Origin of the sequence: Amycolatopsis sp. NBC_00438 (genome assembly GCF_036026695.1) — a bacterium.
GTDB lineage: Bacteria > Actinomycetota > Actinomycetes > Mycobacteriales > Pseudonocardiaceae > Amycolatopsis.
On sequence record NZ_CP107923.1, the window covers coordinates 6,886,976 to 6,907,677 of the forward strand.

At 72.1% G+C, this 20,702-nt stretch carries 16 protein-coding genes and 1 other RNA gene; 6 read left to right on the forward strand and 11 right to left on the reverse strand.

All coding sequences use genetic code 11. From position 1 onward, the window contains the following. Window positions 1-1,627 precede the first annotated feature (1,627 nt). From OG494_RS30890 to OG494_RS30940, 11 genes are all read right to left on the reverse strand, one after another. Entirely contained in the window at window positions 1,628-2,629 is a 1,002-nt protein-coding gene (locus OG494_RS30890) for a C40 family peptidase (protein WP_328444689.1), read from the reverse strand. Window positions 2,630-2,632: 3 nt separating this feature from the next. Then, entirely contained in the window at window positions 2,633-3,238 is a 606-nt protein-coding gene (locus OG494_RS30895; RefSeq protein ID WP_328444691.1) for a hypothetical protein, read from the reverse strand. A gap of 3 nt (window positions 3,239-3,241) precedes the next feature. Further along, window positions 3,242-5,332 (reverse strand): magnesium transporter, encoded by a 2,091-nt coding sequence (locus OG494_RS30900; protein ID WP_328444693.1) that lies wholly within the window; start codon window positions 5,330-5,332, stop codon window positions 3,242-3,244. A gap of 88 nt (window positions 5,333-5,420) precedes the next feature. After that, the gene (locus OG494_RS30905) at window positions 5,421-8,405 is read right to left on the reverse strand and encodes an ATP-binding protein (RefSeq protein ID WP_328444695.1); all 2,985 of its coding nucleotides are present in this window, start codon (window positions 8,403-8,405) and stop codon (window positions 5,421-5,423) included. A 3-nt stretch (window positions 8,406-8,408) separates the two neighbouring features. Further along, on the reverse strand, window positions 8,409-8,888 hold the full coding sequence (locus OG494_RS30910) for a hypothetical protein (protein WP_328444697.1): 480 nt from the start codon (window positions 8,886-8,888) through the stop codon (window positions 8,409-8,411). A gap of 12 nt (window positions 8,889-8,900) precedes the next feature. Next, window positions 8,901-9,167: a hypothetical protein gene (locus OG494_RS30915; protein ID WP_247061182.1), complete on the reverse strand. Its 267-nt coding sequence runs from the start codon at window positions 9,165-9,167 to the stop codon at window positions 8,901-8,903. Window positions 9,168-9,623: 456 nt separating this feature from the next. After that, window positions 9,624-10,484, reverse strand: a complete 861-nt coding sequence (locus tag OG494_RS30920) for an SCO6745 family protein (RefSeq protein WP_328444699.1) — start codon at window positions 10,482-10,484, stop codon at window positions 9,624-9,626. A gap of 104 nt (window positions 10,485-10,588) precedes the next feature. Next, window positions 10,589-10,983, reverse strand: an RNA gene (gene rnpB / locus OG494_RS30925) — RNase P RNA component class A. 29 nt (window positions 10,984-11,012) lie between these two features. After that, a complete protein-coding gene (locus OG494_RS30930) occupies window positions 11,013-12,275 on the reverse strand; it encodes an NAD(P)/FAD-dependent oxidoreductase (RefSeq protein ID WP_328444701.1) in 1,263 nt (420 codons plus the stop codon). Then, window positions 12,272-13,072, reverse strand: coding sequence for a ferredoxin (locus tag OG494_RS30935; protein ID WP_328444702.1), 801 nt, complete (start codon window positions 13,070-13,072; stop codon window positions 12,272-12,274). The genes OG494_RS30930 and OG494_RS30935 overlap by 4 nt, the downstream gene beginning before the upstream one ends. 8 nt (window positions 13,073-13,080) lie before the next feature. Beyond that, window positions 13,081-13,749, reverse strand: coding sequence for a DUF4142 domain-containing protein (locus OG494_RS30940; RefSeq protein WP_328444703.1), 669 nt, complete (start codon window positions 13,747-13,749; stop codon window positions 13,081-13,083). A gap of 245 nt (window positions 13,750-13,994) precedes the next feature. Between OG494_RS30940 and OG494_RS30945 the strand changes: the two genes are divergently transcribed. The 6 genes from OG494_RS30945 to OG494_RS30970 all read left to right on the forward strand — a co-directional run bounded on the left by OG494_RS30945 (window position 13,995) and on the right by OG494_RS30970 (window position 20,657). After that, complete coding sequence (locus OG494_RS30945; protein WP_328444705.1) at window positions 13,995-14,573, forward strand: sigma-70 family RNA polymerase sigma factor; 579 nt, start codon at window positions 13,995-13,997, stop codon at window positions 14,571-14,573. Next, a complete protein-coding gene (locus OG494_RS30950) occupies window positions 14,570-14,989 on the forward strand; it encodes a hypothetical protein (protein ID WP_328444707.1) in 420 nt (139 codons plus the stop codon). The genes OG494_RS30945 and OG494_RS30950 overlap by 4 nt, the downstream gene beginning before the upstream one ends. 31 nt (window positions 14,990-15,020) lie before the next feature. Next, complete coding sequence (locus OG494_RS30955) at window positions 15,021-17,882, forward strand: AAA family ATPase (RefSeq protein WP_328444709.1); 2,862 nt, start codon at window positions 15,021-15,023, stop codon at window positions 17,880-17,882. Window positions 17,883-17,939: 57 nt separating this feature from the next. After that, a complete protein-coding gene (gene sfnG / locus OG494_RS30960) occupies window positions 17,940-19,055 on the forward strand; it encodes a dimethylsulfone monooxygenase SfnG (protein WP_328444711.1) in 1,116 nt (371 codons plus the stop codon). Between the two features lie 75 nt (window positions 19,056-19,130). Further along, entirely contained in the window at window positions 19,131-20,372 is a 1,242-nt protein-coding gene (locus tag OG494_RS30965; RefSeq protein ID WP_328444713.1) for an SLC13 family permease, read from the forward strand. Window positions 20,373-20,465: 93 nt separating this feature from the next. Next, the gene (locus OG494_RS30970; RefSeq protein ID WP_328444715.1) at window positions 20,466-20,657 is read left to right on the forward strand and encodes a contact-dependent growth inhibition system immunity protein; all 192 of its coding nucleotides are present in this window, start codon (window positions 20,466-20,468) and stop codon (window positions 20,655-20,657) included. Window positions 20,658-20,702: the final 45 nt, after the last annotated feature.

Here is a 20,702-nt window from a genome sequence, read left to right on the forward strand (position 1 = left end):
CGGACTCGCTCCGCCGCACCGGCTCCACCGACGGTTCCGAGCTCAGGTCAACCTCCGACCCCGCAGGCCCGCTCTGCCGCGCCGGCTCCGAGTTCAGGCCGACCTCAGGCCGCACGGACTCGCTCCGCCGCACCGGCTCCACCGACGGTTCCGAGCTCAGGTCAACCTCCGACCCCGCAGGCCCGCTCTGCCGCGCCGGCTCCGAGTTCAGGCCGACCTCAGGCCGCACGGACTCGCTCCGCCGCACCGGCTCCACCGACGGTTCCGAGCTCAGGTCAACCTCCGACCGCGCGGGCTCGCTCGTCGCCGGGGTTGCCGGTGGCTCCGCGCCGGTCTCGTCAGCCACGACCTCGGTCGGTGCGGCGGCGGCCTGCGGCTCCGGGCGGGTCTCCCCCACCGGGGTGCGCACAGGCGGCTCCGTGGGCAAGTCCGGCTGAGCCACCGCCGGCGGACGAAGGTCCGACTGGATGGGGGCGGCCGGTGGCTCCCCCGCCGGCACGTCCGGCTGGGCGCCAGGCCGCGAGGTCTCCGCAGCGGGCGGCGCGTGCCTCGGCTCACCCACGTACGCCGGCGGGGGGCCGGCGAGCTCGGAGGTTTCCGGGGCCGCGTGGCGGGCCGTCTGCTGGGGGGTCTCGGCCCGGCCTGGGAGATCCGCGGTCACCGACCACGCCGGCTCGGGGTCCGGGGGGCGGCTTTCCCAGCTCGGCGGGGGTTCCGGGCGGTGCCGGCTCGGCGCCGCGTCCTCCATGTGGCCCCACGCCGGGCCCGCGACGGATGCGCCGAACCCGATCGGCGGCTCGGTCTCGGGCTGCCTGGCCGGTCCGCCCTGCTGCGTCTCGGCGAAACCGGCCGGGCGAGCCGCCGGCCCGGGTCGTGACTCGCCCGGGAGAGGGCTCTCGGCCGACGGACCAGGTTGAGGCGAAGGCGCCCCCGGCGGCGCGTGCGGCATCGTGCGCCAGACCGGTGCCGGGCCGATGTTCATCGCGGCCGGCGCCTGCCCCGGCGGGGGCGGTGCTCCCGGTGGCGGGGCCTGGGGGCGGGCCGCCGGCTTCGGAATCGGGTCCAGGCACGACACCAGGACCGTCGTGTTCATCGGGTCTTCGACCTTGCGGCCGCTGCGCTCGCGGTAGACCATCTCGCCGTCGGCGTCCATCTCGACCAGGTAGCCCGCCTCCGCGAGCTGCTCCTCGTCCAGGTCACCCAGCTTTTCGTAGCGGGAGGGGACCACGCGGTAGATCGGCCACGCCAGGCGCGCGTTCTCGGCGTGGAACTGGGCCAGCAGCGCCGCCATCTGCTGCTGCCACGGCAGCGACATTCCCTCGGCCAGCGACCTCGGCAACACCACGTACCCCGGGTCGACGCCGGGGTAGCCGACCCCCAGCTGATCGGCCAGTGGCGTGCTGGACGCGGGGCGGGCCGACTGCCTCGGCGGCTGGGGCGCGCCGAACAGCGCCGCCGGGTCCTGGGGACCGCCGGGCTTGCCTCGCTTGCCGAATTTCCGTCCCACGTGCTCATCCTCTGCCAGTACGCGCACCGCCTGCTCGTGGAAGCGCCGCGACGTCGGGTGAATCGGTTCCGTTGTCGGCCAATCCGCCGGCCCGCTCGTGTCAAGGGGCTTTAACCCATGCTAAACGCCGGGCCGGACCGCCTGCGGCACCACTTCGGCCTCATCGAACGAGAACGCCCGTGTGTGCACCGGAACACCGGTCTGCTGCGCCTCGACGACCTTGCCGTCACCGAGGTACATCATCACGTGGTGGATCGTGTTGGGATCCGCCGGATTGTTCGCGAGGAACAGCAGGTCACCGGGTTGTGCCTCGCGCACCGGCAGCATCGCGCCCGCGTGGTACTGATCACGCGAGACGCGCGGCAGAATGATCCCGGCCGACTCGTAGGCCCGCAGCATCAGGCCCGAACAGTCGTACGAGTTCGGCCCTGTGGCGCCCCACACATACGGCTTCCCCTGCTCGCCCAGCGCGAAACTGATCGCCTTCGCCGCGGCCTGGCTCGGCGGCAGCAGCTGACCCAGTCCGGTGCCGCAGGCGACGACGTCGACGACCTGGCCGACGTTCTCCACCAGCGTCGCCGCCATCGGCTCCCACTTGTGGTACCGGTCCGGGAACCCCGAGCGCTCGACCGCCTGCGCCGCGTCGCCCGGGCGTTTGTTCTCCCAGTCCGGCACCGCGAGGAGGACGTCGAAGAACTTGTTGACCTCGTAGGTCGGGTCGGTGACCTGCGCGTACGTGCCCCAGCCCATCGACGGGCGCATCTGGAAGATGCCGAGGGAGTCGCGGTCGCCGTAGGTCAGGTTGTGCAGTCCCGACTCGGTCATGCCGGCCTGGATCGCGACCTGCCAGGCGCGCGGCGCCAGCGACCGCTGCTTCCCGATCGAGATGATCAGCGCGACGGTGCCGCGCTGCTCGTCGTCGAGGTTCGACGCGTCGGTGGTGCCGCGCTCGCCCTCGCCGGGCTGGGTCGGCCCGACCGAGGCGTCACAGCTGGTCAGCGACACGCCCCGGGCCTGCGCCTGCTGGTTGTCGATGACGACTTTCGCGGCGACGGCGGTGATGATCAGGGCGCCGATCGCGACGAACACGACCAGCCCCAGCCACAACCCCAGCCGGCGCACGGCTCAGCTCGCCTGGTCGTAGTCGGCGACCCGCCAGCCGGCGTTCGTGCTCACCACCGTGATGCTCAGCTTCGGGCCGTCGGTCGGGATCGTCAGCTGCACCGAGCTGGTGTAGGACGTGCCGACCGTGGGCTCACCGGTGACCTTCGTGGCCGGGATGTTCGCCGGGTCGACCGACGCCATCACCGGCAGGTACTCCTCGGTCGTGAACGGCTTCAGCTGCTCCAGCCACTGCGCGGACGTGATGCCCTGCGGGTGGTTCACCCAGGCCGCGGCCCACTCCTTGGCGACGCGGACGGCGTCCCCGTTCGGCGCCGCGGTCGTCGGGGTGGCCAGCGGCTGGGACAGGCGCGTCGGCAGGTTCGACGTCGGCACCGGCGCGGCCGCGCCGGACTGCGTCGCCGTGACCGAAGTGGTGGTCGTGCCGGGGGTGAGCGGCGACGCCTTGGCCGGCTGCTTGCCCATCACCTTGGGCACCACGATGCCGAGCACGGTGACCAGGATGGCCAGGAAGACCAGCGTCCCGACGAGGTGGCGCGGCGAGCGCAGCGGAAAGCCCCACAGGCGGCGGTAGACCGCGGCGCGGCCGCGGTTGGTCCGGATCGGCATCCGTCACCGCCCCATCACTTGGTCGGTGTCACGCGGTTCTTCACGGACTTCGATGCCCCGCGAGGGCCGGTACAGCACGAAGACCGGCTTGCCGGCGACGACCTCGGGGTCGACGCGGCGCGGCTGCGCCCGCACCCCCGGCGTCCGCGGCGCTTCCGGCGCGGCGTAACCGTTGAACCCGGCTTCGGGCGAGCGCAGATCCGAAGGCACCACCACGGGTTCGGGCTCGTCGTTCCAGCGCCGGTCGGCCACCGGCGACGTGTCGACGCGGCGGCTTTCCTCGCCCCGGATCGTGGGACGGCCCCCGGCGCCGACGACGACGTACTCGCCGGGGTCACCGCCGGCCGGGTTGTACTGGCCGTACACCGGGGAGCCGGGCCGTCTGCCCGAAGGCAGGGCGCCGGCCGAGCCACCACCGATGGCCCCCGGCCACGCGCCGGACCACGCCGCGGCCGGGCGGGACGCGCTGGTGCCGTTGTTGTCGAGCCGCTGGGCGTTGGCGAAGATCGTCGCCTCGGGCCGGAACCGGCCCCCACCGGCGGTCGCGCCGAGCGGCCCGCGCTGCTCCCCGTCGACGGCGTCATCGGTGTCGCGCACGTTCTGCCAGAACGCGTCCTGCGGCGTCGGACCACTGTTGTTGCGCCGGAACCGGGAGAAGATCCCGCCACTCGGCGACGGCACCGCGGCGCCGACCATGCTGACCGACATCTCGACCATCTGCCACAACCGCCGCACGGGGCGCCCGACCATGAACAGCAGCACGGTGATCAGCCCGGCGAGCACCATCTGGGTGAGCATGTTGAGCGAGTTCCCGGCGTCGAAGATCGCCTGCAGCAGCAGCGCGTGCACGCCTGCAAGCACCGAGAGCACGACCAGGTTGAACGCGACCCCGCCGGCGACCTTGAGCACGCGGCGCAGGATGTCCTGGTGCAGCAGCGCGACGAGCCCGATCAGCGGCGCGGTGAGCGCGAAGAGCCGGATCAGGACCTGCGCGAGCAGAACGGACGCCTTGGCCAGCAACTGGAAGAGCGAGTAGACGAGCGCCTGGCCGAGGGAGAGGAACCCGGCCCCGGTGCGGCCGCCGGCCTCGCCGGTGAAGTAACCGGTGGCGGGGCCGAGCTTGGTGGAGATGTCCTTGTAGGAGTTCTTCTTGCCGTCGATGACGCCCTGGTTGCCGTCGTCGCCGTTCACGAGCTGGTTGCGGGTGAACGCCTGGGCGTCGAGCAGCGGCTTGCCGTACTGCTCGGCCTGCGGCGCCGTCGGTGTGCCGAACTCCCCGCGCAGCCAGTTGTTGTAGACGATCTGCGTGTGGAGCTGGGTCGGCAGGATGTCGCGGATGATCCGGTCGCCGCTCTCGTCCACGAAGCCGGCCTGGATGTTCGTGGTGGTCTGGACGATCGCTTTGTCGATCGGATCGAAGTACCGCAACATCGCGAGCGACGACGCGGCCAGCCAGATCCCGGCCAGCGCGTAGAGCGCCCGTTTGCTGACCGCGGCGAGATCGCCGCGCCAGATGTTGCGGAACATCATGATCGACAGGATCAACGCGACCAGGCCGAAGAGCTGGGCGTAGATGTTGTTGTAGACCTTCTCGGCACCCGACTTCACCGCGTTGTAGATCGGGTTCAGCAAGCCGCCTTCGAGCACGGTGTAGTGCAAGGAGTTGGTGGCACCGACGATGTTCTTGCCGAGGTTGAACAGCTGATTGCCGCCCCAGGTGTCCAAAGTGGACCCGGCCGGGGTCAGGTTCAGGCCGGAACAGTTGGTCTCGAAGGTGTTCCAGACCATGCCGGCGTAGCTGTAGTCGATGTAGGCGCTGTTCGGCTCGCCGTGGCCTTCCGGCGGATCGAGGGCGCCGACCATGCCCGCGCCCGGGCGTTCCGGGTTCGGCGCCTCACCGCACGCCGCCGCGCTCGCCGCCGGTGCGGTCGCGATCGCCTGCAAACCCAGCACCAGCATGACGGCGAACATCGTCGCCTTGCGGCTCGGGGTGCGGCGGCCCGGCCGTCGCGGGCCTTCCTTGATCCGTCGCTTCAGCGCGTGCCACCCGGCTGCCATCGACAGCAGGACCGCCAACGTCAGCAGGGTGTTCATGCGCCACGCTCCGCGGTCGCCGGGGCGGCCACGCCGGTGGCGAAGCCACTACTACGACCGGCACCGGTACTTCGGCTCCGGGCCGCGCTCATGCGGCGTCCCGGCCGGTGCCGCCCTTCCCGCCCGTGCGGGCGTGCTGCTGCCCGCCGTGGCCGTTTCCGTTCGACGGCTGCTGGACGTCGCCCTGGACCTCGCCTGTCTCCGAGGCCAAGGGGTCCGGTGCGCCCAGGAGGTTCTCGTCCGCCAAGCCGACCTCCAGCTCCGCCGCCAGCTCGAAGTCCTGCTCCAGCTCGATGTCGTCCTCCGGTGGGGAGGCCACGAACGGTTTCTCGTCCGGCGACATGTGCGGCAGGGCCAGCTCGTTGCCCGGGCGGCGGGGTTTCTCCGCGTCCTTCGAACCCGGCGTCGTGTCCATCACCGCGCGCAGGTGGTCCAGGTGCGGGCCGGAGAAGTCGACGCGGATGCGCTCCACGCCGCCCGCGCCGTCGCCGAAGATGAACTGGCGGGGCTCGATGTCGCGCTCCAGGCCGCGCTGCTGCGCTCCCGGGCGGCGGCCCAGGGCCGCGACGACCTGCTCGTAGCCGACGCCCACCGGGACCTTCAGCAGCCGCAACGCGTCCGCCTGGGCGTCGTCGTCGTCCAGCCGGCCGACGAACACCGAGTCCAGCAGGGTCACGAAACCCTGGATCTTCAGGAAGTCCGCCGGGATCTGCGACGACAGCAGCACGCGGACGTTCCACTTGCGCGAGTCACGCGCGAAGCGGTTCATCAGCACGCGCCCGGTCGGCACCTCCGACAGGAAGAACGCCTCGTCGATCCAGACGCCCTTGCGCATCTCCTTCGGCTTCTCGTAGACCGACCGCTGGGTCAGCCACGCCGCCAGGTTCAGCATCTCGACGCCGAGGGACTCCGCGTCCGTCCAGTACTCGCGCGGGACGCCGTCCTTCGGCAGGGTCAGGCCCGCCATGGTCAGCACCGTCAGGCGGTCGTCGCGGGTCTCGGCGTACGGATCGGCGTCGGTCTCCGGGATGAGCAGCGCCATCCGCTCGCGCATCTCGTCGAGGAAGTCCGCGACGACGCCCGCGTGCTCGTGGTGCTCGCTCGAGTCGCGCCGCAGGGCGTCGATCACCTGGCCCGGGTCGGCGTCGAACCGGCCGCCGACGGTGCGGACCGCGCGCAGCAGCACGATCCGGGTCTGCGCCATCCGCGACACCTCGTACGGCAGGACGCCGGTCAGGACGTCCAGCACGAGACGCCGTCGCGTCGCGCCCGCGAGGGCCTTCTCGCGGCGCCAGGAGCGCTCGGGGTCGTCCTCGTCCATGAAGTGCTCGATCAGCGGCTCGGCGACCACCCGGTACGGGTTGAGGATGCCGGGCTGGGCGTTGAGCAGGTTGATCGGCCGCGCGTAGGGCCGCAGCTCCGGCAGGTCGCACAACCGCGACAGCGGGCCGGAGGGGTCGAGCAGCGTCCAGCTCGCCCCGGCGCGCAGCGTCTTGTAGACGATGCCGCCGCCGAGGAACGACTTGCCGGCACCCAGGCCGGCGACCATCGCGGTCAGGCCCGAGCCGTCGCGGATCTCCTGGGCCATCCACGGGTCCCAGGCCACCGGGCGCCGGGTCGCGGTGCAGGTCTCGCCGAGCAGGATGCCGCGCCGGTCGCCGACCTCCGCGGTCGCCGTCGGCACCGCGGACGCGCCCCAGACGACCGAGCCGCGGCGCATGTAGGCCGCCGAGGCCAGCGGCTCGCCCGGGATGAACTCCCGCGCCAGCGCGTACTGGGCCTCCGGGTGCTCGATGGCGATCTTCGGTTTGTACAGGTCGAGCAGCTGCTGGGCCAGGCGCAGCGCGTCGCGCTCGGTCGGGCCGGACACCGCCAGCCGCCACCAGCTGCGCACGCGGGTCGCGAGCGCGGTGAAGCCCGACGTCATCTCGTCGTCGATCTCCAGCACCCGCCCGGCCTGCCGCGACAGCGACTGCGGCGGCTCCAGCTCGTGCTCGTCGGTGTAGTGCTTGACCTGCGAGCGCACCTTGTTCATCTGGCGCGCCAGCTCGCCCGCGACCTCTTCGGGGCGCCGGACGTAGATCCGCGCGGACACCTCGACGGCGGCGGGCAGCCGGTCGGCGTGCTGGATCCACGGGTCGTCGACCTCGGGGATCTGCAGGCCGTGCATCTGCCCGACGGTGAGGATCGCCAGGTGCCGCGAGACGCCGGCGTTGGAGCCGGTGCGGCCGCGGACGGTCACGGTCGGCGCGTACGGGTCGGCGTAGTAGTCGGCCGCGTCGGTGAAGCTGGCCAGGTCTTCGGGCTCCCAGGCCGCGCCGGGCACCGCGGGCATGTTCCGCGGCGCGGGCAGGCCCAGCGAGCACGAGCGGTGCATCAGCCAGGACATCTCCTCGGCGTGCACCGGCCGGCCTTCGAGCCCGGCGCTGCCGATGACCTGGTCGAGGTGCTCGACCTCGGAGTCCAGCGCGGTCAGCTCGGCGTCGACGGCCTCGGGCAGGATCTTGCGCAGCACCGGCGCGGCCCGCTCGACCGCGCGGTCGACCATCCGCCGGGTCTGCACCTGGACGCCCAGGTAGACCTCTTTTTCGGCCATCGAGCGGCCCATCAGCTGCTGCTGCTCGCCGATCAGGTAGTCGTCGAACGACAGTGCGCCCGGGACGTCGTTGGGGCGGCCGTGCGCGTTGTAGACGTGGGCCTCGGCCCACATCCGGATCGGGTACGGCCGGTTCGTGACGCGCAGGTGCAGCCAGCGGCCCTGCAGCTCGGCGTACTGCCCGGCGATGGCCGCGACGAGGTCGCGGCGCTGCGAGTCGGAGCGGAACGACCAGCGCTGCGGCGCCAGGCGGTACCAGGCGTAGACCTCGTACCCGCTGCGGACCAGGTGACCGTCGATGCTGCGCACCGCGATCGACGGGGTGTACGCCGGAATCGCCTGCTCACCGGGCAGGCGACGGCCCTTGGTGCTGCTGCCGCCCGAACCGTTCCGCGCCGCGCGGACCTGCTCGGGCGGCTGCCACGCGCCCGAGTGTGCGTCCCGACCTCTACCTCGGCTACCGCCGCGACCGAACAACGACTACCTCCCGGCCGGGGTCGCACTGCGGCGGCTCCGGCGCGCTCGTGTGGCTCCCTGGACGACGGCACCCGGCTGTGGGCCGTGGTGCCGGTACTGCCGTCTCCGACGGTGCTTCGGCAACGGGCGCTCCGCCCGCACCCGGACGCGGCTGGCGCTGACGGCGCCGCCCGTGCCCGTGGTCCGCGCCCGCGGCGTGTTGAGCTCGCGCCCGGCCATCGAGACCACCGTGCCGAGCGGCCGCTCGTGGCTGATCTTGGCCGTCAGCAGCCGGGTCACCACGATGGTGGCGATGAACGCCCACGCCGTCGAGAAGAACCCGAAGCTCCACCCGGCCCAGCGTTCGACGCCGAGGACCACGAAGAACACCGGGATGCCGATGAGCCACGCGACGTAGCGGGCCCGCCAGGGAAAAGTCGCTTTCGGGGGGCCGAGCCACACGGCGTCAACCCGGTAGACCTCGTCATCAGTCCTGATCCGCACGTGGGCTCCGCCTCAGCCGGTGAACAGGCCGGCGATCCACTGGCCCACGTTGACGCCGGCGCCGCTGACCGCGAGCCCGATGATCGCGAGCGCGATGACCACGCCCGCCAGCCGGCGCATGACACCGGCGTTGTCGCCCTTGCCACCGCCCAGCCACAGGAGCAGGAGCGCGACGGACAGCAGCACCAGGGGGATGACGTTGTCGAGCAGCCACTGGCGCACGTTTCCGGTGCCCAGCTCGCCGGCGGCCAGCGTGTCGAGGGTGGTCAAGGTCATCATCGCGTTACTCCCGGTGCGCGGTGGGGGCCGCGCGGTTCTGGCTCAGGCAGTGCTTCGAACAACATCATGGCGGCTACGAGGGGTAGCGGTCAAAGCGCGCTGAGTAGGTACCCGGCTCGCTGCTCAACCGGGACGGCGCGCTTGTTACCCGAAATCTCCACGCTCACCATCATCGCGGCAAGGGTCCTCCGGTCAAAGCCCGGCCGCCCATCGTTTTTGTCGCACCGCCGAACTCACTCTCTTGGCAGAGAATCGCTCACTTTGCGTGCCCGGCTTGTGACCATCGCCGGGCCCGAAACAGTGTGACACGACCCGAACGGCGGGCTTGCAGGAGTCCACACTGTGACGCCCAGTGGACCGGTCCGCCGAGATCCCGATCTTGGCGACCGCGAACGTCCGTCACTAGGTGTTCAAGACCTCACACAAGTTTCACTACATAGCGTGATCTTGCTCCATTCAGACGCGCCGTTGCCGGGCGAACACGCCGTCCGGGAAGGCGCCCGCCTCGACGGCCTGGCGGCTGAGGGCGCCGCACAGCAGTTCGAGCCGGGCCGTCTTCTCCGGCCCCAGGTGGTCCCACGGCCCGGTCGCGGCCGCCTCGGTGGCGACCTCGACCCGGTCGCGCAGCGCGACACCCGCGTCGGTGAGCGCGCCCCCGGCGTCGAGGATCCCGCGGTCGGTCAGCCCGGTCTCGGCGGCGGCCCACTGCTCGTCGCTCCAGCCGCGGGTCAGTTTCGCGACGTCCACGACGAAGCCCTTGCCGGTGGCGACGTGCGTGACCAGGGCCTCGATGTTGCCGAGGCCGTTGAGCACGAGCGCGGCGATGTGGCCGTCGCCGCGGTACTCGCGCAGCAGCGTGATGGCGTGCCAGAGGGCGAGGTGCGGCTGGCCGGGCCAGGCGAGCGCCGCGTGCGCGGCGTAGAGGGGACGGCCTTCGGCCGTGCAGCCGGCGGTCGCCTCGCGGGCCAGGTCGGCGGCTTCGGCCACCTCTTCGCTCTTGAGGGTGTCGTCGCCGAGGAGCCGGGTCAGCGCCTGGTCGACGCCGTCGAGGCGGGCTTCGAGGACCTGTTCGGGCGTGGCCAGCGTCCAGGCCCGCGGGATCACCCGTGCGACGACCTCGGGGTTGAAGTTGTAGAAGGTGGCCGCGACGACCTCGGCGCCGACGGGCCCCATGGCGGCGGAGCGGCCGGCGAAGTAGGGCATCCGCCCCGGTCGCAGCCCGATCCCGGTGAGAGCGGCGTCGACCTCGGGAGCGAAGTAGGTCAGCGCGTGCAAGGAGTCGAAAGCCGACTTGAACTGCGTCTCGTTTCCCGCCATGCGGGCACCCTACCCCCGGGTAACCACTGGGCACGAGCCTTCGCGGCACCCGGTCGTGAGTGGTCAGGGCGGTTCTAACCGCCCTGACCACTCACGACGGGGTGCGGACGAGCTGGCGTGTAAGCCGGATCCTGTTCCCCGGTCGCCTTGCGGCTCGCGGGGCGGCGGTCATCCATCTCGGCCTGCCGTCGCCGGCAGGCTCCAGCGGCCTACCCGCAGACTCGGACGGGCCGTCCTCGAGCGCCTGCGCAGGAGCCGAAGCTCCCTCTTGGCCTTGCTCCGGGTGGGGTTTACCTAGCCGTCCCGGTCACCCGGGACGCTGGTGGTCTCTTACACCACCGTTTCACCCTTACCCCTGGTCCGAGAACCGGGGCGGTCTGTTTTCTGTGGCACTTTCCCGCGGGTCACCCCGGGTTGCCGTTAGCAACCACCCAGCCCTGTGGAGTCCGGACTTTCCTCGAACCGGGTCGCCCCGGCCCGCGACCGCCCTGCCAGCTCGTCCGCGCCGAGGATCGTACCCGGGTGTGCTCACCACCCCGCGACGGCGCCGCTGTGGTCGCGGTCGCCTCCTTGGCGCGGGCGGACGATCTCGGGCGCGGGCCGGGGTTCGGTGCCCGGCGCCCGGCGGCCGCGCGCGAGCTCGGCCGTCCAGTGCAGGACGGCGGCGGGGCTGTCGAGACCGATCAGCCCGACGAGCCCGCCGTCCCGGACGAAGCCGGTGATCGGGCGGGTACCGGGCGCCGGGGACTCCAGCAGCACCGTGTCGGTGCCGAGCATGGGCCGGCCGGCGACCTGGATGCGGACGCCGTGCTGTTCGGACCAGTAGCGCGGCACCGGCGTGTACGCCGGCGAGCCCTGCGGCCCGGTGAGCAGGTTTTCGGCGGCCGCGCGGCTCATCTCGACCGAGTTGAGCCAGTGTTCGTCGCGCCGCGGCACCGGGTCGAAGCGGAAGTTCGGCCAGCGGGCGACGTCGCCCGCCGCGACGATCGTCTGCGACCCGACGACGTGGCACGTCGGCCCGCAGACGACGCCGTCGTCGAGCGGGAGCTTGGCGCCGCGCAGCCACGACACCGCGGGGACGCTGCCGACGGCGACCACGACGCAGGCGACGTCGAGGGCGCGCCCGTCGGTGAACTCGATCCCGACCGACGCCGAGGTGGGCCGCCACCGCCGGACCGCGGTGCCGAGCTCGAGGCGGACGCCGCGGGCGGTGTGCAGCGCGGTGAGCCACTCGCCGATGTCGGGGCCGAGGACGTCGGCCAGCAGCGCCCGCGCGCGGCCGATGAGGACGACGTCGCGGCCCATCTCCCGGAGGCTGGACGCGACTTCGCAGCCGATGAAGCCGTCACCGACGACGGCGACCGGGCCGCGGCTGGTGGCGAGCGCGCGCTGGAGGGCGATCGTGTCGGCCAGCGTCCGGACGACGACGACCCGCGGGTGGCCGTGCGGGGCGCCCGGCAGCCGGCGCGGTTCGACGCCCGTGGCGATGATCAGCCCGTCGTAGCGCAGCTCCTCGCCGGCGACGTGGACGACCTGCCGGTTCGGCGACAGGCCTGTGACGGCGGTGGCGAAGCGCCACTCGGCGTCCACTTCGAGCGGGTCGGCCAGGAGCGTGTCGGCACGGCTGACCGCGCCGGTGAGCAAGTGCTTGGACAGCGCCGGGCGGTGGTAGGCGATGTCGGGCTCGGCGCCGATGACGACGACTTCGCCGTCGAAGCCGAGTTCGCGCAGCCGCTCCGCGGCGCGCAGGCCGGCGAGGCCGGCTCCGGCGATGACGATCCGTTCGCTCATCGGATGGCTCCCACCAGGTGGATGGCTCGCATGGGACAGGCGCGCGCGGCGGCCCGGACGTGGGGTGTCAGCCGGGCCTCCGGCCGTTTCTCGTACTCCAGCCGCCCGTCGTGGCCGAGCCGGAAGACCTGGGGCGCTTCGGCCTGGCAGACGCCGTAGGAGTGGCAGCGGCCGTCGTCGACGGCGACGCGCAAGGTCTCCACCGCCGGCGCCGGCGCGATCAGCCCGGCGCGGACCAGCGCCGAGGTCGGCAGCACGCGCAGCACCGACAGCACGACCGGCGGGACCAGCACCGTGATCCCGGCGAGCCAGACGACGGCGAGATGGCCGCTCCAGATGGCGCCGAGCCACGCGTGCACCGCGAGCAGGCCGATCGCCGGGTAACCGAACTGGTGGAAGCGCAGCCACCGGCCTTCGCGCGCGCCGCGGCGCAGGCCGGCCGTGACCGAGATCGCGACGACGAGTTCGAAGCCGGCGACGCCGAGGGCGTGCCGCGTGGTGCCGTCGTAGAACGGGAGGAGCAGGTCGGCGAAGCCGAACGCGTCGTCGTCGAGGAAGAGGAAGGTCAGGCCGTGCAGGGTGCCGGTGGCGAGGGTGAACGCGGCGAGCACGACGTGGCCGGTGCGCAGCGCGTCCTGCCCGGTCCACCGGCGGACCCAGCCCGCGGCGGCCAGGACGCCCCAGCACAGGGTGAAGCACATGCAGAAGTAGGTGAGGCGGCCGGACAGCGCGGCGGCCTCGGCGATCCCGGCGTCGTGCGGCGACGTCAGGGTGTTCAGCGCGGCTGACAAGGACATGGAGCGGCTTACCTCCGGGTGCGCGGCGGGGTCCTGCCGGGGGTTCCGAGCAGGCGGAGCAGACCGAACGTGGCGACGGTGCCGAGGGCGACGAGGAGCGCGCCGAGCGCGACGTCGCCGCCGCCGAGCGTGTCGTCCTCGGTGGCGGCGACGAGCAGGGAAGTGGTCTCGGCGAGGCCGGTGCTCTCGAGCAGCGTCAGGTGCCCGAGCGCGGTGTCGACGGCGGTCTGGGCGAACGCGCGGATGTCGTCGTCGCGGGTGCCGGCACGGACGTCGGAGGCGAGCGCGAAGAGGTCGCCGTACTCGGCGCGGAGCCGGTTGACGTAGACGCGGTCGAACTCGTCGCCGGTGGCCGCGGTGATTTCGCCGGCCCAGGAACGCTCCTGGTCCGTCGGCTCGGAGGGCAGCGTGATGGCGACCCGGTCGGCGGCCGCGCCCAGGGCGACGTCGAGGCGGGCCTGGTCGTCGGCGATCCGGGCGGCGACGTCGCGCACGCGGCGGTTCGTGGCGCGCTCGGCCGCGAGCCAGCTGGCCGGCACGGCCCACAGCGTGTGCTGCTTCAGCCGCGTCAGCAGGGTGCGGTCGGTCTGCTGCAGCTCCCCGGCGGCGGCCGGGAAAACGACGCCGAGCACCAGCGCGGCGGTGGCCGCGAGCAGTGCGGCGAATCGGAGCGGCATTCCGTCCCCCTTGTGATGTAGTCCTTACCGGGAGCTACGCGTGAAAGGTGCGGAACGGTTCTCGCCGTCACCTTTTAGAGACTGTGACGTGCATCACAAGACACTTTTTGAACCGGCCGTCGACACTCGCCGTAGCGACCGGGACCCGAATAGCCGGAGAAACTGATGCATATGGCCTATTAAGTGGTTCTGCGCTACGATCTGCAAGCCCTACGGTCCGCCAGTCAGGTGAGGTTGCGAGCTTTATGGAAGCACTGGGCAGAACAGGTCTCGGCCACACCGGCCACTCCTCGTCCGCCGCCGCGGCCGTCCTCGCCGATGACCCGGCGGACGATCTGATCCCGTTGCTGTACAAGAACTTCCGCGCCACCCTGTTCAGCCAGGTGTTGTCCCTCACCAACTACGACCGGCAGTGGACCGAGGATGTGGTGCAGGAGACCATGATCCGCGCCTGGCAACACTCCGACACCCTCGAACGCGAGCCCGGCATGCTGCGGGGCTGGCTGCTCACGGTGGCCCGCCGGATCGTCATCGACGGCTGGCGGAATCGCCGGGTACGCCCGCAGGAGGTCGCTCTGGAGATCCCGGAAAACGCCGAGACAGCCGACCGCACCGACAGTTCGTTAGCAGCACTAACGATTTCCCGCGCATTGACGGAACTGGACGAGAAATATCAGTCCGTCATCTCCGAGACCTACCTCGCCGGAAATACGGTTCGACAGGCGGCGACCATTCTCGGAATTCCGGAGGGAACCGTGAAATCGCGGTTGTACACGGCGATGCGGCAATTGCGGAAGGCGCTCGGGGAAGTGACGGTGCGATGAAGGCGGGGAAAGGGGCACACCGGGACGCCGCGGCCTACGGGCTCGGCGTCCTCGACGATCCGGCGGAATTCGAGGCGCATCTGGACGGGTGCGCCCGCTGCCGGGTCCGCGTCGCCGAGTTCCGCTCGGTGAGCGGCGCGCTGGCACGGGCGGCCGAGCTCGGCTACCTGCCCCCGGGTGACGGGACGGCCCGGCGCCGGAAGTCGTGCCGGTTCGGCGGGCAGCGGCCCGGTTCGGCGACCGGCACGCTCGTGCTGCTGGCTTCAGGCGTCGTCGTGACGGCCTTGTGCGCGTGGGGCGCGGCCTTCGGGAAGGACGGGTTCGCAGCCTCTGCGTCCATCGTCTCCCCTGCTCAGGTCGTCGCCGGCACCGGCGCCCACCTGCGGGTTCTCCCGAGGTCGGCCGGTTACCGGTAGTCTGCCCGAACCCAACATGAAAGTCCTTACGGTGGATACCGAAGTAAATCCCGAGAACCCCGTCAGCGGGGCTTCGGTACCGAAGCGTCCGGCTACGCGGCTCCCCGGCCGCGAGCCCGAACTCAGCCGCTTGACCAGGCTTTTCCCGGTCGCGCTGGGCGGTACGGCGGCCAGCGCGGTGCTGGTCGGCGAGTTCGGTATGGGCAAGAGCGCCACGCTGCGCGCCGCCGCGGCGCTGGCCGCGGACTCGGGCTTCGCCGTCGCGATCGCCACCGGGTCCCGGCTCGAGAGCCACCTGTCCGGCGGGCTGGCCCGGCAGCTGGCCGACGCCCTGGAAAACAGCACCGAAGACCCCGCCTCACCTCGCCCGCGCACCCCGCACGCCGCCGACCTGTGCGGCCCGGCCGGCGAGAGCGAAGCGCTCGAACTCTTCTTCCACCTCGTCCGCGACGCGGCCGAGCGCGGCCCGCTGTTCCTCGGCATCGACAACGTGCACCTCGCCGACGCCTGGTCGATGCGGTGCCTCGCCTACATCCGGCACCGCGTGCTCGACCTGCCGGTGCTGATCGTCCTCACGTCCCTGATCGGGCACCCGCCCCATCGCGACGTGGCCCTGCTGGAGATGGCGGGCTGCACCCCGGCCACGATCACGCTGAACGGCCTCGGCGACGCGGCCGCCGCGGAGATCCTCGGCCTCGCCCCCGGCGAGCTGGCGTCCACCTGCCGCGAGGCCACCGGCGGCAACCCGTACCTGCTGCACGCGCTGCGCCCGCGGCTGCTGCCCGGCGCGGACCCGCGCGCGCTCGGCTCCTCGCTGATCGGCCAGGTCCTCCACACCCGGATGCACGAGTTCCCGCACGCCCCGGCGATCCTGCACGCGGCCGCGATCGCCGGCGAGGACGCGAGCTTCGACCTGCTGGCCCAGCTCGCCGGCGTCGACGAGCTCGACGCGCTGCAGGCGATCGACACCATGGTCCGGCTGCACGTGCTCGACAACAGCAGCCGGCCGGCGCTGACCTATTCCTTCGTCCGCAACTCCGTGCTCAAGGACATGCCGCAGACGACGCGGGCGGTCAGCCACGCGCGGGCGGCGAAGCTGCTGGCGGAGGCCGGCGCGCCGATCGAGCGCGTCGCCGCGCACCTGCTCGACGCCACCGCGATCCGGATCCCCTGGGGCGTCGACGTGCTGCGGCTGAGCGCGCGCAACGCGCTGTTCGCCGGCGAGGCCGAACTGGCCTCGCGGCACCTGCGGCGCGCGCTGGACGAGCGGCTGAGCTCCGGGCGGCGGGTGGCCGTGCTGCTGCAGCTGGCGCACGCCGAGTTCCAGCTCGACCCGCCGGCGGCCGCGGTGCGGGTGCGCGAGGCCGTCGACAACATCGGCCGTCGCGAGACGGCCGGGTTCATCGCCAACGCCATGCTGCTCTCGCTGTGCGGCGGTCAGGACGCCCGGCTCGCGATCAGCGCGGCCGGCCAGATCGCGGCGCGGCTCGACGCCGGTGGCCCGGACGCCGTCTGGCCACTGCTGAGCATGACCTACCTCGCCGAGGCCGGCAGCCGGCTCGGGCCGCCGCCGGAGTTCCGCGACTTCGAGGAGCAGTGGGCGCCGCTGACCGACCCGGCCGCACGCCGGAGCCGCTCGGCCCTGCTGGCGCTCGACACGGTCCGCAGCGGCGAGTCGGCGCGGGACGCGATCGCGCACTTCGCCGACGCGCTGGGGCAGGCCGGGGCGCCGCCCCGGACCGAGGACTCCCCCTCCCGGAGCGCTCGCGAGCTGGCCGGCGACGACGGCGACCTGTTCGAGCAGCACTACTTCTTCACCCTGGCCACCGCGGTGCTCGCGGACGAGCCGACGCTCGTCGACCGGCTGTGCCGGGTCCTCGACGTCGAACGCGAGCCGTGGGACGTGCACGTGCCGCAGGGCGCGCTGCCGACCCTGGCCCGCGGGATCGCGCTGCAGGCCGGCGGCGACCTGCAGCGGGCCAGCGTGCACTTCGAGTCACTGCTGCGGCGGTTCGACGAGCGCGGCGCGACGACGACCTGCCCGGTCGGCGTGCTGTGCGCGGCGAAGCTCGTCGAGTGCTGGGTCGACCTCGGCCGCTTCGAGGCGGCGACGTCGTTGCTGGACCGGATGGACTTCGTCGCCAGCCAGGGCCTGTTCACCCACACGTCCCTGCTGTACGCGCGCGGCCGCCTTCGCGTCGCCACCGGCTACACCCGCTTCGGGTTCGAGGACCTGCTCAGCTGCGGCCGGCGGCTCGCGCACCACGGCATGCGGTTCCCCGGGTTCGTGCCGTGGCGCGCGCACGCCGCCCGCGCGGCGCTCGCGCTCGGCCAGGCCGAGGACGCGGCCCGGCTGGCCGAAGAGGACCTGTCCGCGGCGACCCGCTGGGGTGCGGCGCGCCCGCTCGGCACGGCGCTCACGACGATCGGGCTCGTCCGCGAGGACGACGAAGCCGAGCGGTCCCTGACCAAGGCGATCACGACGCTGAGCGCGTCGCCGGCCCGCCTGCAGCTGGCGACGGCGCTGACCGAGCTCGGCTCGCTGCAGTCGCGCCACGGTCAGTCCGAAAAGGCCATCGAGACGTTGCGGCAGGCCGTCGAGCTGAGCGAGCACTGCGGCGCACGTCCGCTGGCGCGGCGCGCGGCGGAGGAGCTGCGGTCGTCCCGGCGCGCGTTGACCCCGGCGAAGGACAACGAGCACGGCTTGACGCGCCAGGAAAACCGCATCGCGGTGATGGCCGCGCAGGGCCTGACGAACCGCGAGATCGCGACGGCGCTGCACCTGACCCGGCGCACGGTCGAGCTGCACCTGTCGGGCGCGTACCGGAAACTGGGCATCCCGGGACGAGCGGAACTCGGTGGCGCGCTGGCGAAGTCCCACCGCGGCGGGTGAAGTCCCACCGCGTGGACGCGCGTTGACCGCCCCCGGCGTCGTTGCTCTACTCGGGCCATGTCTTCGCCCGAAGAACCTCTGAAATTCGCCTACTGGGTCCCGAACGTGAGCGGCGGGCTCGTCACGAGCGACATCGAGCAGCGCACGGACTGGGGCTACGAGTACAACCGCGAACTGGCGGTGCTCGCCGAGAACAACGGGTTCGAGTACGCCCTCTCCCAGGTGCGCTACACGGCCAGCTACGGCGCCGCGTACCAGCACGAGTCGACCGGGTTCAGCCTGGCGCTGCTGCTCGCCACCGAGCGGCTGAAGGTGATCGCGGCGGTGCACCCGGGCCTGTGGCACCCCGGTGTGCTGGCGAAGTTCATCGCGAGCGCCGACGTCATCTCCGGCGGGCGCGCCGCGGTCAACGTCGTGAGCGGCTGGTTCAAGGACGAGTTCACCGGTCTCGGCGAAGCCTGGCTCGAGCACGACGAGCGCTACCGGCGGTCGGAGGAGTTCATCCGCGTCCTGCGGGAACTCTGGACGAACGACCACGCCGAGTTCCGCGGCGACTTCTACCGGATCCACGACTTCGACATCAAGCCGAAGCCGGTCGTCTCGCCGCACCCGGAGATCTTCCAGGGCGGCAACTCGACGGCGGCGCGCAAGCTCGCCGGCCGCGTCTCGGACTGGTACTTCAGCAACGGCAAGGACTTCGACGGCTTCAGCGAGCAGGTCGCGGAGGTGAACGGGTACGCGGCGGAGAACGACCACACCGTCCGATTCGGACTGAACGGCTTCCTCATCGCCCGGGAGACCGAGAGCGAAGCGAAGGCCGTGCTGCGCGAGATCGTCGACAAGGCCAACCGCCCCGCCGTCGAGGGCTTCCGCAACGCCGTCAAGCAGGCCGGTAAGTCCACTTCGGACACCAAGGGCATGTGGGCGGACTCGGAGTTCGAGGACCTCGTGCAGTACAACGACGGTTTCCGCACCCGGCTGATCGGCACGCCGGAGCAGATCGCCGACCGCGCCATCGAGTACAAGCGGCGCGGGGCGAACCTGCTGCTGCTCGGCTTCCTGCACTACCTGGAGGACGTCGAGCACTTCGGCGAGCACGTCCTGCCGGTGATCCGGGAGAAGGAACGCGAGCTCGCCCGCGGCGCCGCCACCCCCGAACCCCTGGGCGTCTGAATGTCCTGAAGGGCACCCTCAGGGACACTGGGTCCCTGAGGGTGCCCTTCACGGCGCTCCGGCTAGCGTGAGCGAGTGAACTTGTGGGCGGGTGCCGCGAGCCTGGCGCTCCTGGCCGGGGTACTGGTTTTCGCGATCGTCCGGCCGCGCGGCTGGCCGGAAGCGGTCGCCGCGGTGCCGGCGGCGGGGCTGGCGCTGCTGCTCGGGCTGGTGCGCCCGGCCGCGGCCGGGCACCGGGCGCTCGAGATCCTGCCGACGCTCGGCTTCCTGGCCGCGATCCTCCTGCTGTCCTTTTTGGCCAGTGTGGACGGCGTGTTCGACTGGCTCGGCAACCGCCTCGCCGAGGCGTGCCACGGCAAGCCGAAGCGGCTGCTGGTGCTGACGTTCGCCGCGGCGGCCGGCGTGACTGCGGTTCTCAGCCTGGACGCCACGGTCGTCCTGCTCACCCCGGTGGTCCTCGCGACGGCGTCGAGCCTGAAGATGCCCGCGCGGCCGCACGCCTACGCCTGCGTGCACCTGGCGAACTCCGCGTCGACGCTGCTGCCGGTGTCCAATTTGACCAATCTGCTGGCCTTCGCGGCGTCCGGGCTGACGTTCGCCGGGTTCACGGCGTTGATGGCGCTGCCGTGGCTGGTCACGATCGGCATCGAACTGCTCGTGTTCCTGCGGTTCTTCGCCACGGACCTGAAGCCGCGGGAGACGGCGAAGCCGCGCCGGCACCTGGACACGCCGACGTTCGCGCTGGTCGTCCTGGCGCTGACGCTGGTCGGCTTCGGGCTGGGCCCGCTGGGCCACGTCGAGCCGGTCTGGATCGCGACGGCGGCCGCCCTGGTCCTCGGCGTGCGCGCGCTGGTCCGGGGCAAGATCAAGCCGTGGCAGCTGATCAGCGAGGCGGCGCCGCAGCTGTGCCTGTTCGTGCTGGGCCTGGCGGTGGTGGTCGAGGCGGTGTCGGAGCACCTGCTCGGCGGCCTGCTGCGGAACGTGCTGCCGACGTCGACGAGCTTGGTGGACCTCCTGCTGGCGGCCGCCGTGGCGGCGCTGCTGGCCAACCTGGTCAACAACCTGCCGGCGACGCTGATCCTGCTGTCGGTCCTGGGCACGCACCCGGCGCCGGGGGTGCTGCTGGCGGTGCTGCTGGGCGTCAACATCGGCCCGAACGCGAGCTACCTCGGCTCCCTGGCCACGCTGCTGTGGCGCCGGGCGCTGCCGCGGCACCCGTCGGCGAAGACGTTCCACACACTGGGGGCGTTGACGACACCGTTGTGCCTGGCCGCGGCGACGGTGGCGCTGTGGCTGGGCCTCACCGTCGCCAGCTGATCGACGAGGAGCAAGGGACGCCGACGCATCGCTCACCCTCGAGCAGCTCGAAGGCCGCTCGTGGGGCGCCCTCCCGCCGACGCGACCAGGTTGGTGAGGACCGTTCACGAACTCCGCCGCAAGCCGCTGGGCACCTTGAGCACCTTGAGCACCGAAGACCTTCGCGTCCTCCTGCTGCAGCAGGAGAGCGTCGACGTGCTGGTGCCTGCCGCGCTGACCCTCCTGGAGGAGGATCCCGCGCGGAAGGCGACTTCTACCCCGGCGACCTGCTCACCGCCGTGCTGAAGCTCCCGCGGGCGTACTGGCCGGAGCACGTTCCCGAATTCAGGC

What these genes read in the sequence shown, in the direction of transcription:
- OG494_RS30945 (WP_328444705.1), top strand. Translation starts at nt 13,995, where the DNA reads ATGGAAGCACTGGGCAGAACAGGTCTCGGCCACACCGGCCACTCCTCG.
- OG494_RS30900 (WP_328444693.1), bottom strand. Translation starts at nt 5,332, where the DNA reads ATGAACACCCTGCTGACGTTGGCGGTCCTGCTGTCGATGGCAGCCGGG.
- OG494_RS30920 (WP_328444699.1), bottom strand. Translation starts at nt 10,484, where the DNA reads ATGGCGGGAAACGAGACGCAGTTCAAGTCGGCTTTCGACTCCTTGCAC.
- OG494_RS30940 (WP_328444703.1), bottom strand. Translation starts at nt 13,749, where the DNA reads ATGCCGCTCCGATTCGCCGCACTGCTCGCGGCCACCGCCGCGCTGGTG.
- OG494_RS30915 (WP_247061182.1), bottom strand. Translation starts at nt 9,167, where the DNA reads ATGATGACCTTGACCACCCTCGACACGCTGGCCGCCGGCGAGCTGGGC.
- OG494_RS30930 (WP_328444701.1), bottom strand. Translation starts at nt 12,275, where the DNA reads ATGAGCGAACGGATCGTCATCGCCGGAGCCGGCCTCGCCGGCCTGCGC.
- OG494_RS30895 (WP_328444691.1), bottom strand. Translation starts at nt 3,238, where the DNA reads ATGCCGATCCGGACCAACCGCGGCCGCGCCGCGGTCTACCGCCGCCTG.
- OG494_RS30935 (WP_328444702.1), bottom strand. Translation starts at nt 13,072, where the DNA reads ATGTCCTTGTCAGCCGCGCTGAACACCCTGACGTCGCCGCACGACGCC.
- OG494_RS30950 (WP_328444707.1), top strand. Translation starts at nt 14,570, where the DNA reads ATGAAGGCGGGGAAAGGGGCACACCGGGACGCCGCGGCCTACGGGCTC.
- sfnG (WP_328444711.1), top strand. Translation starts at nt 17,940, where the DNA reads ATGTCTTCGCCCGAAGAACCTCTGAAATTCGCCTACTGGGTCCCGAAC.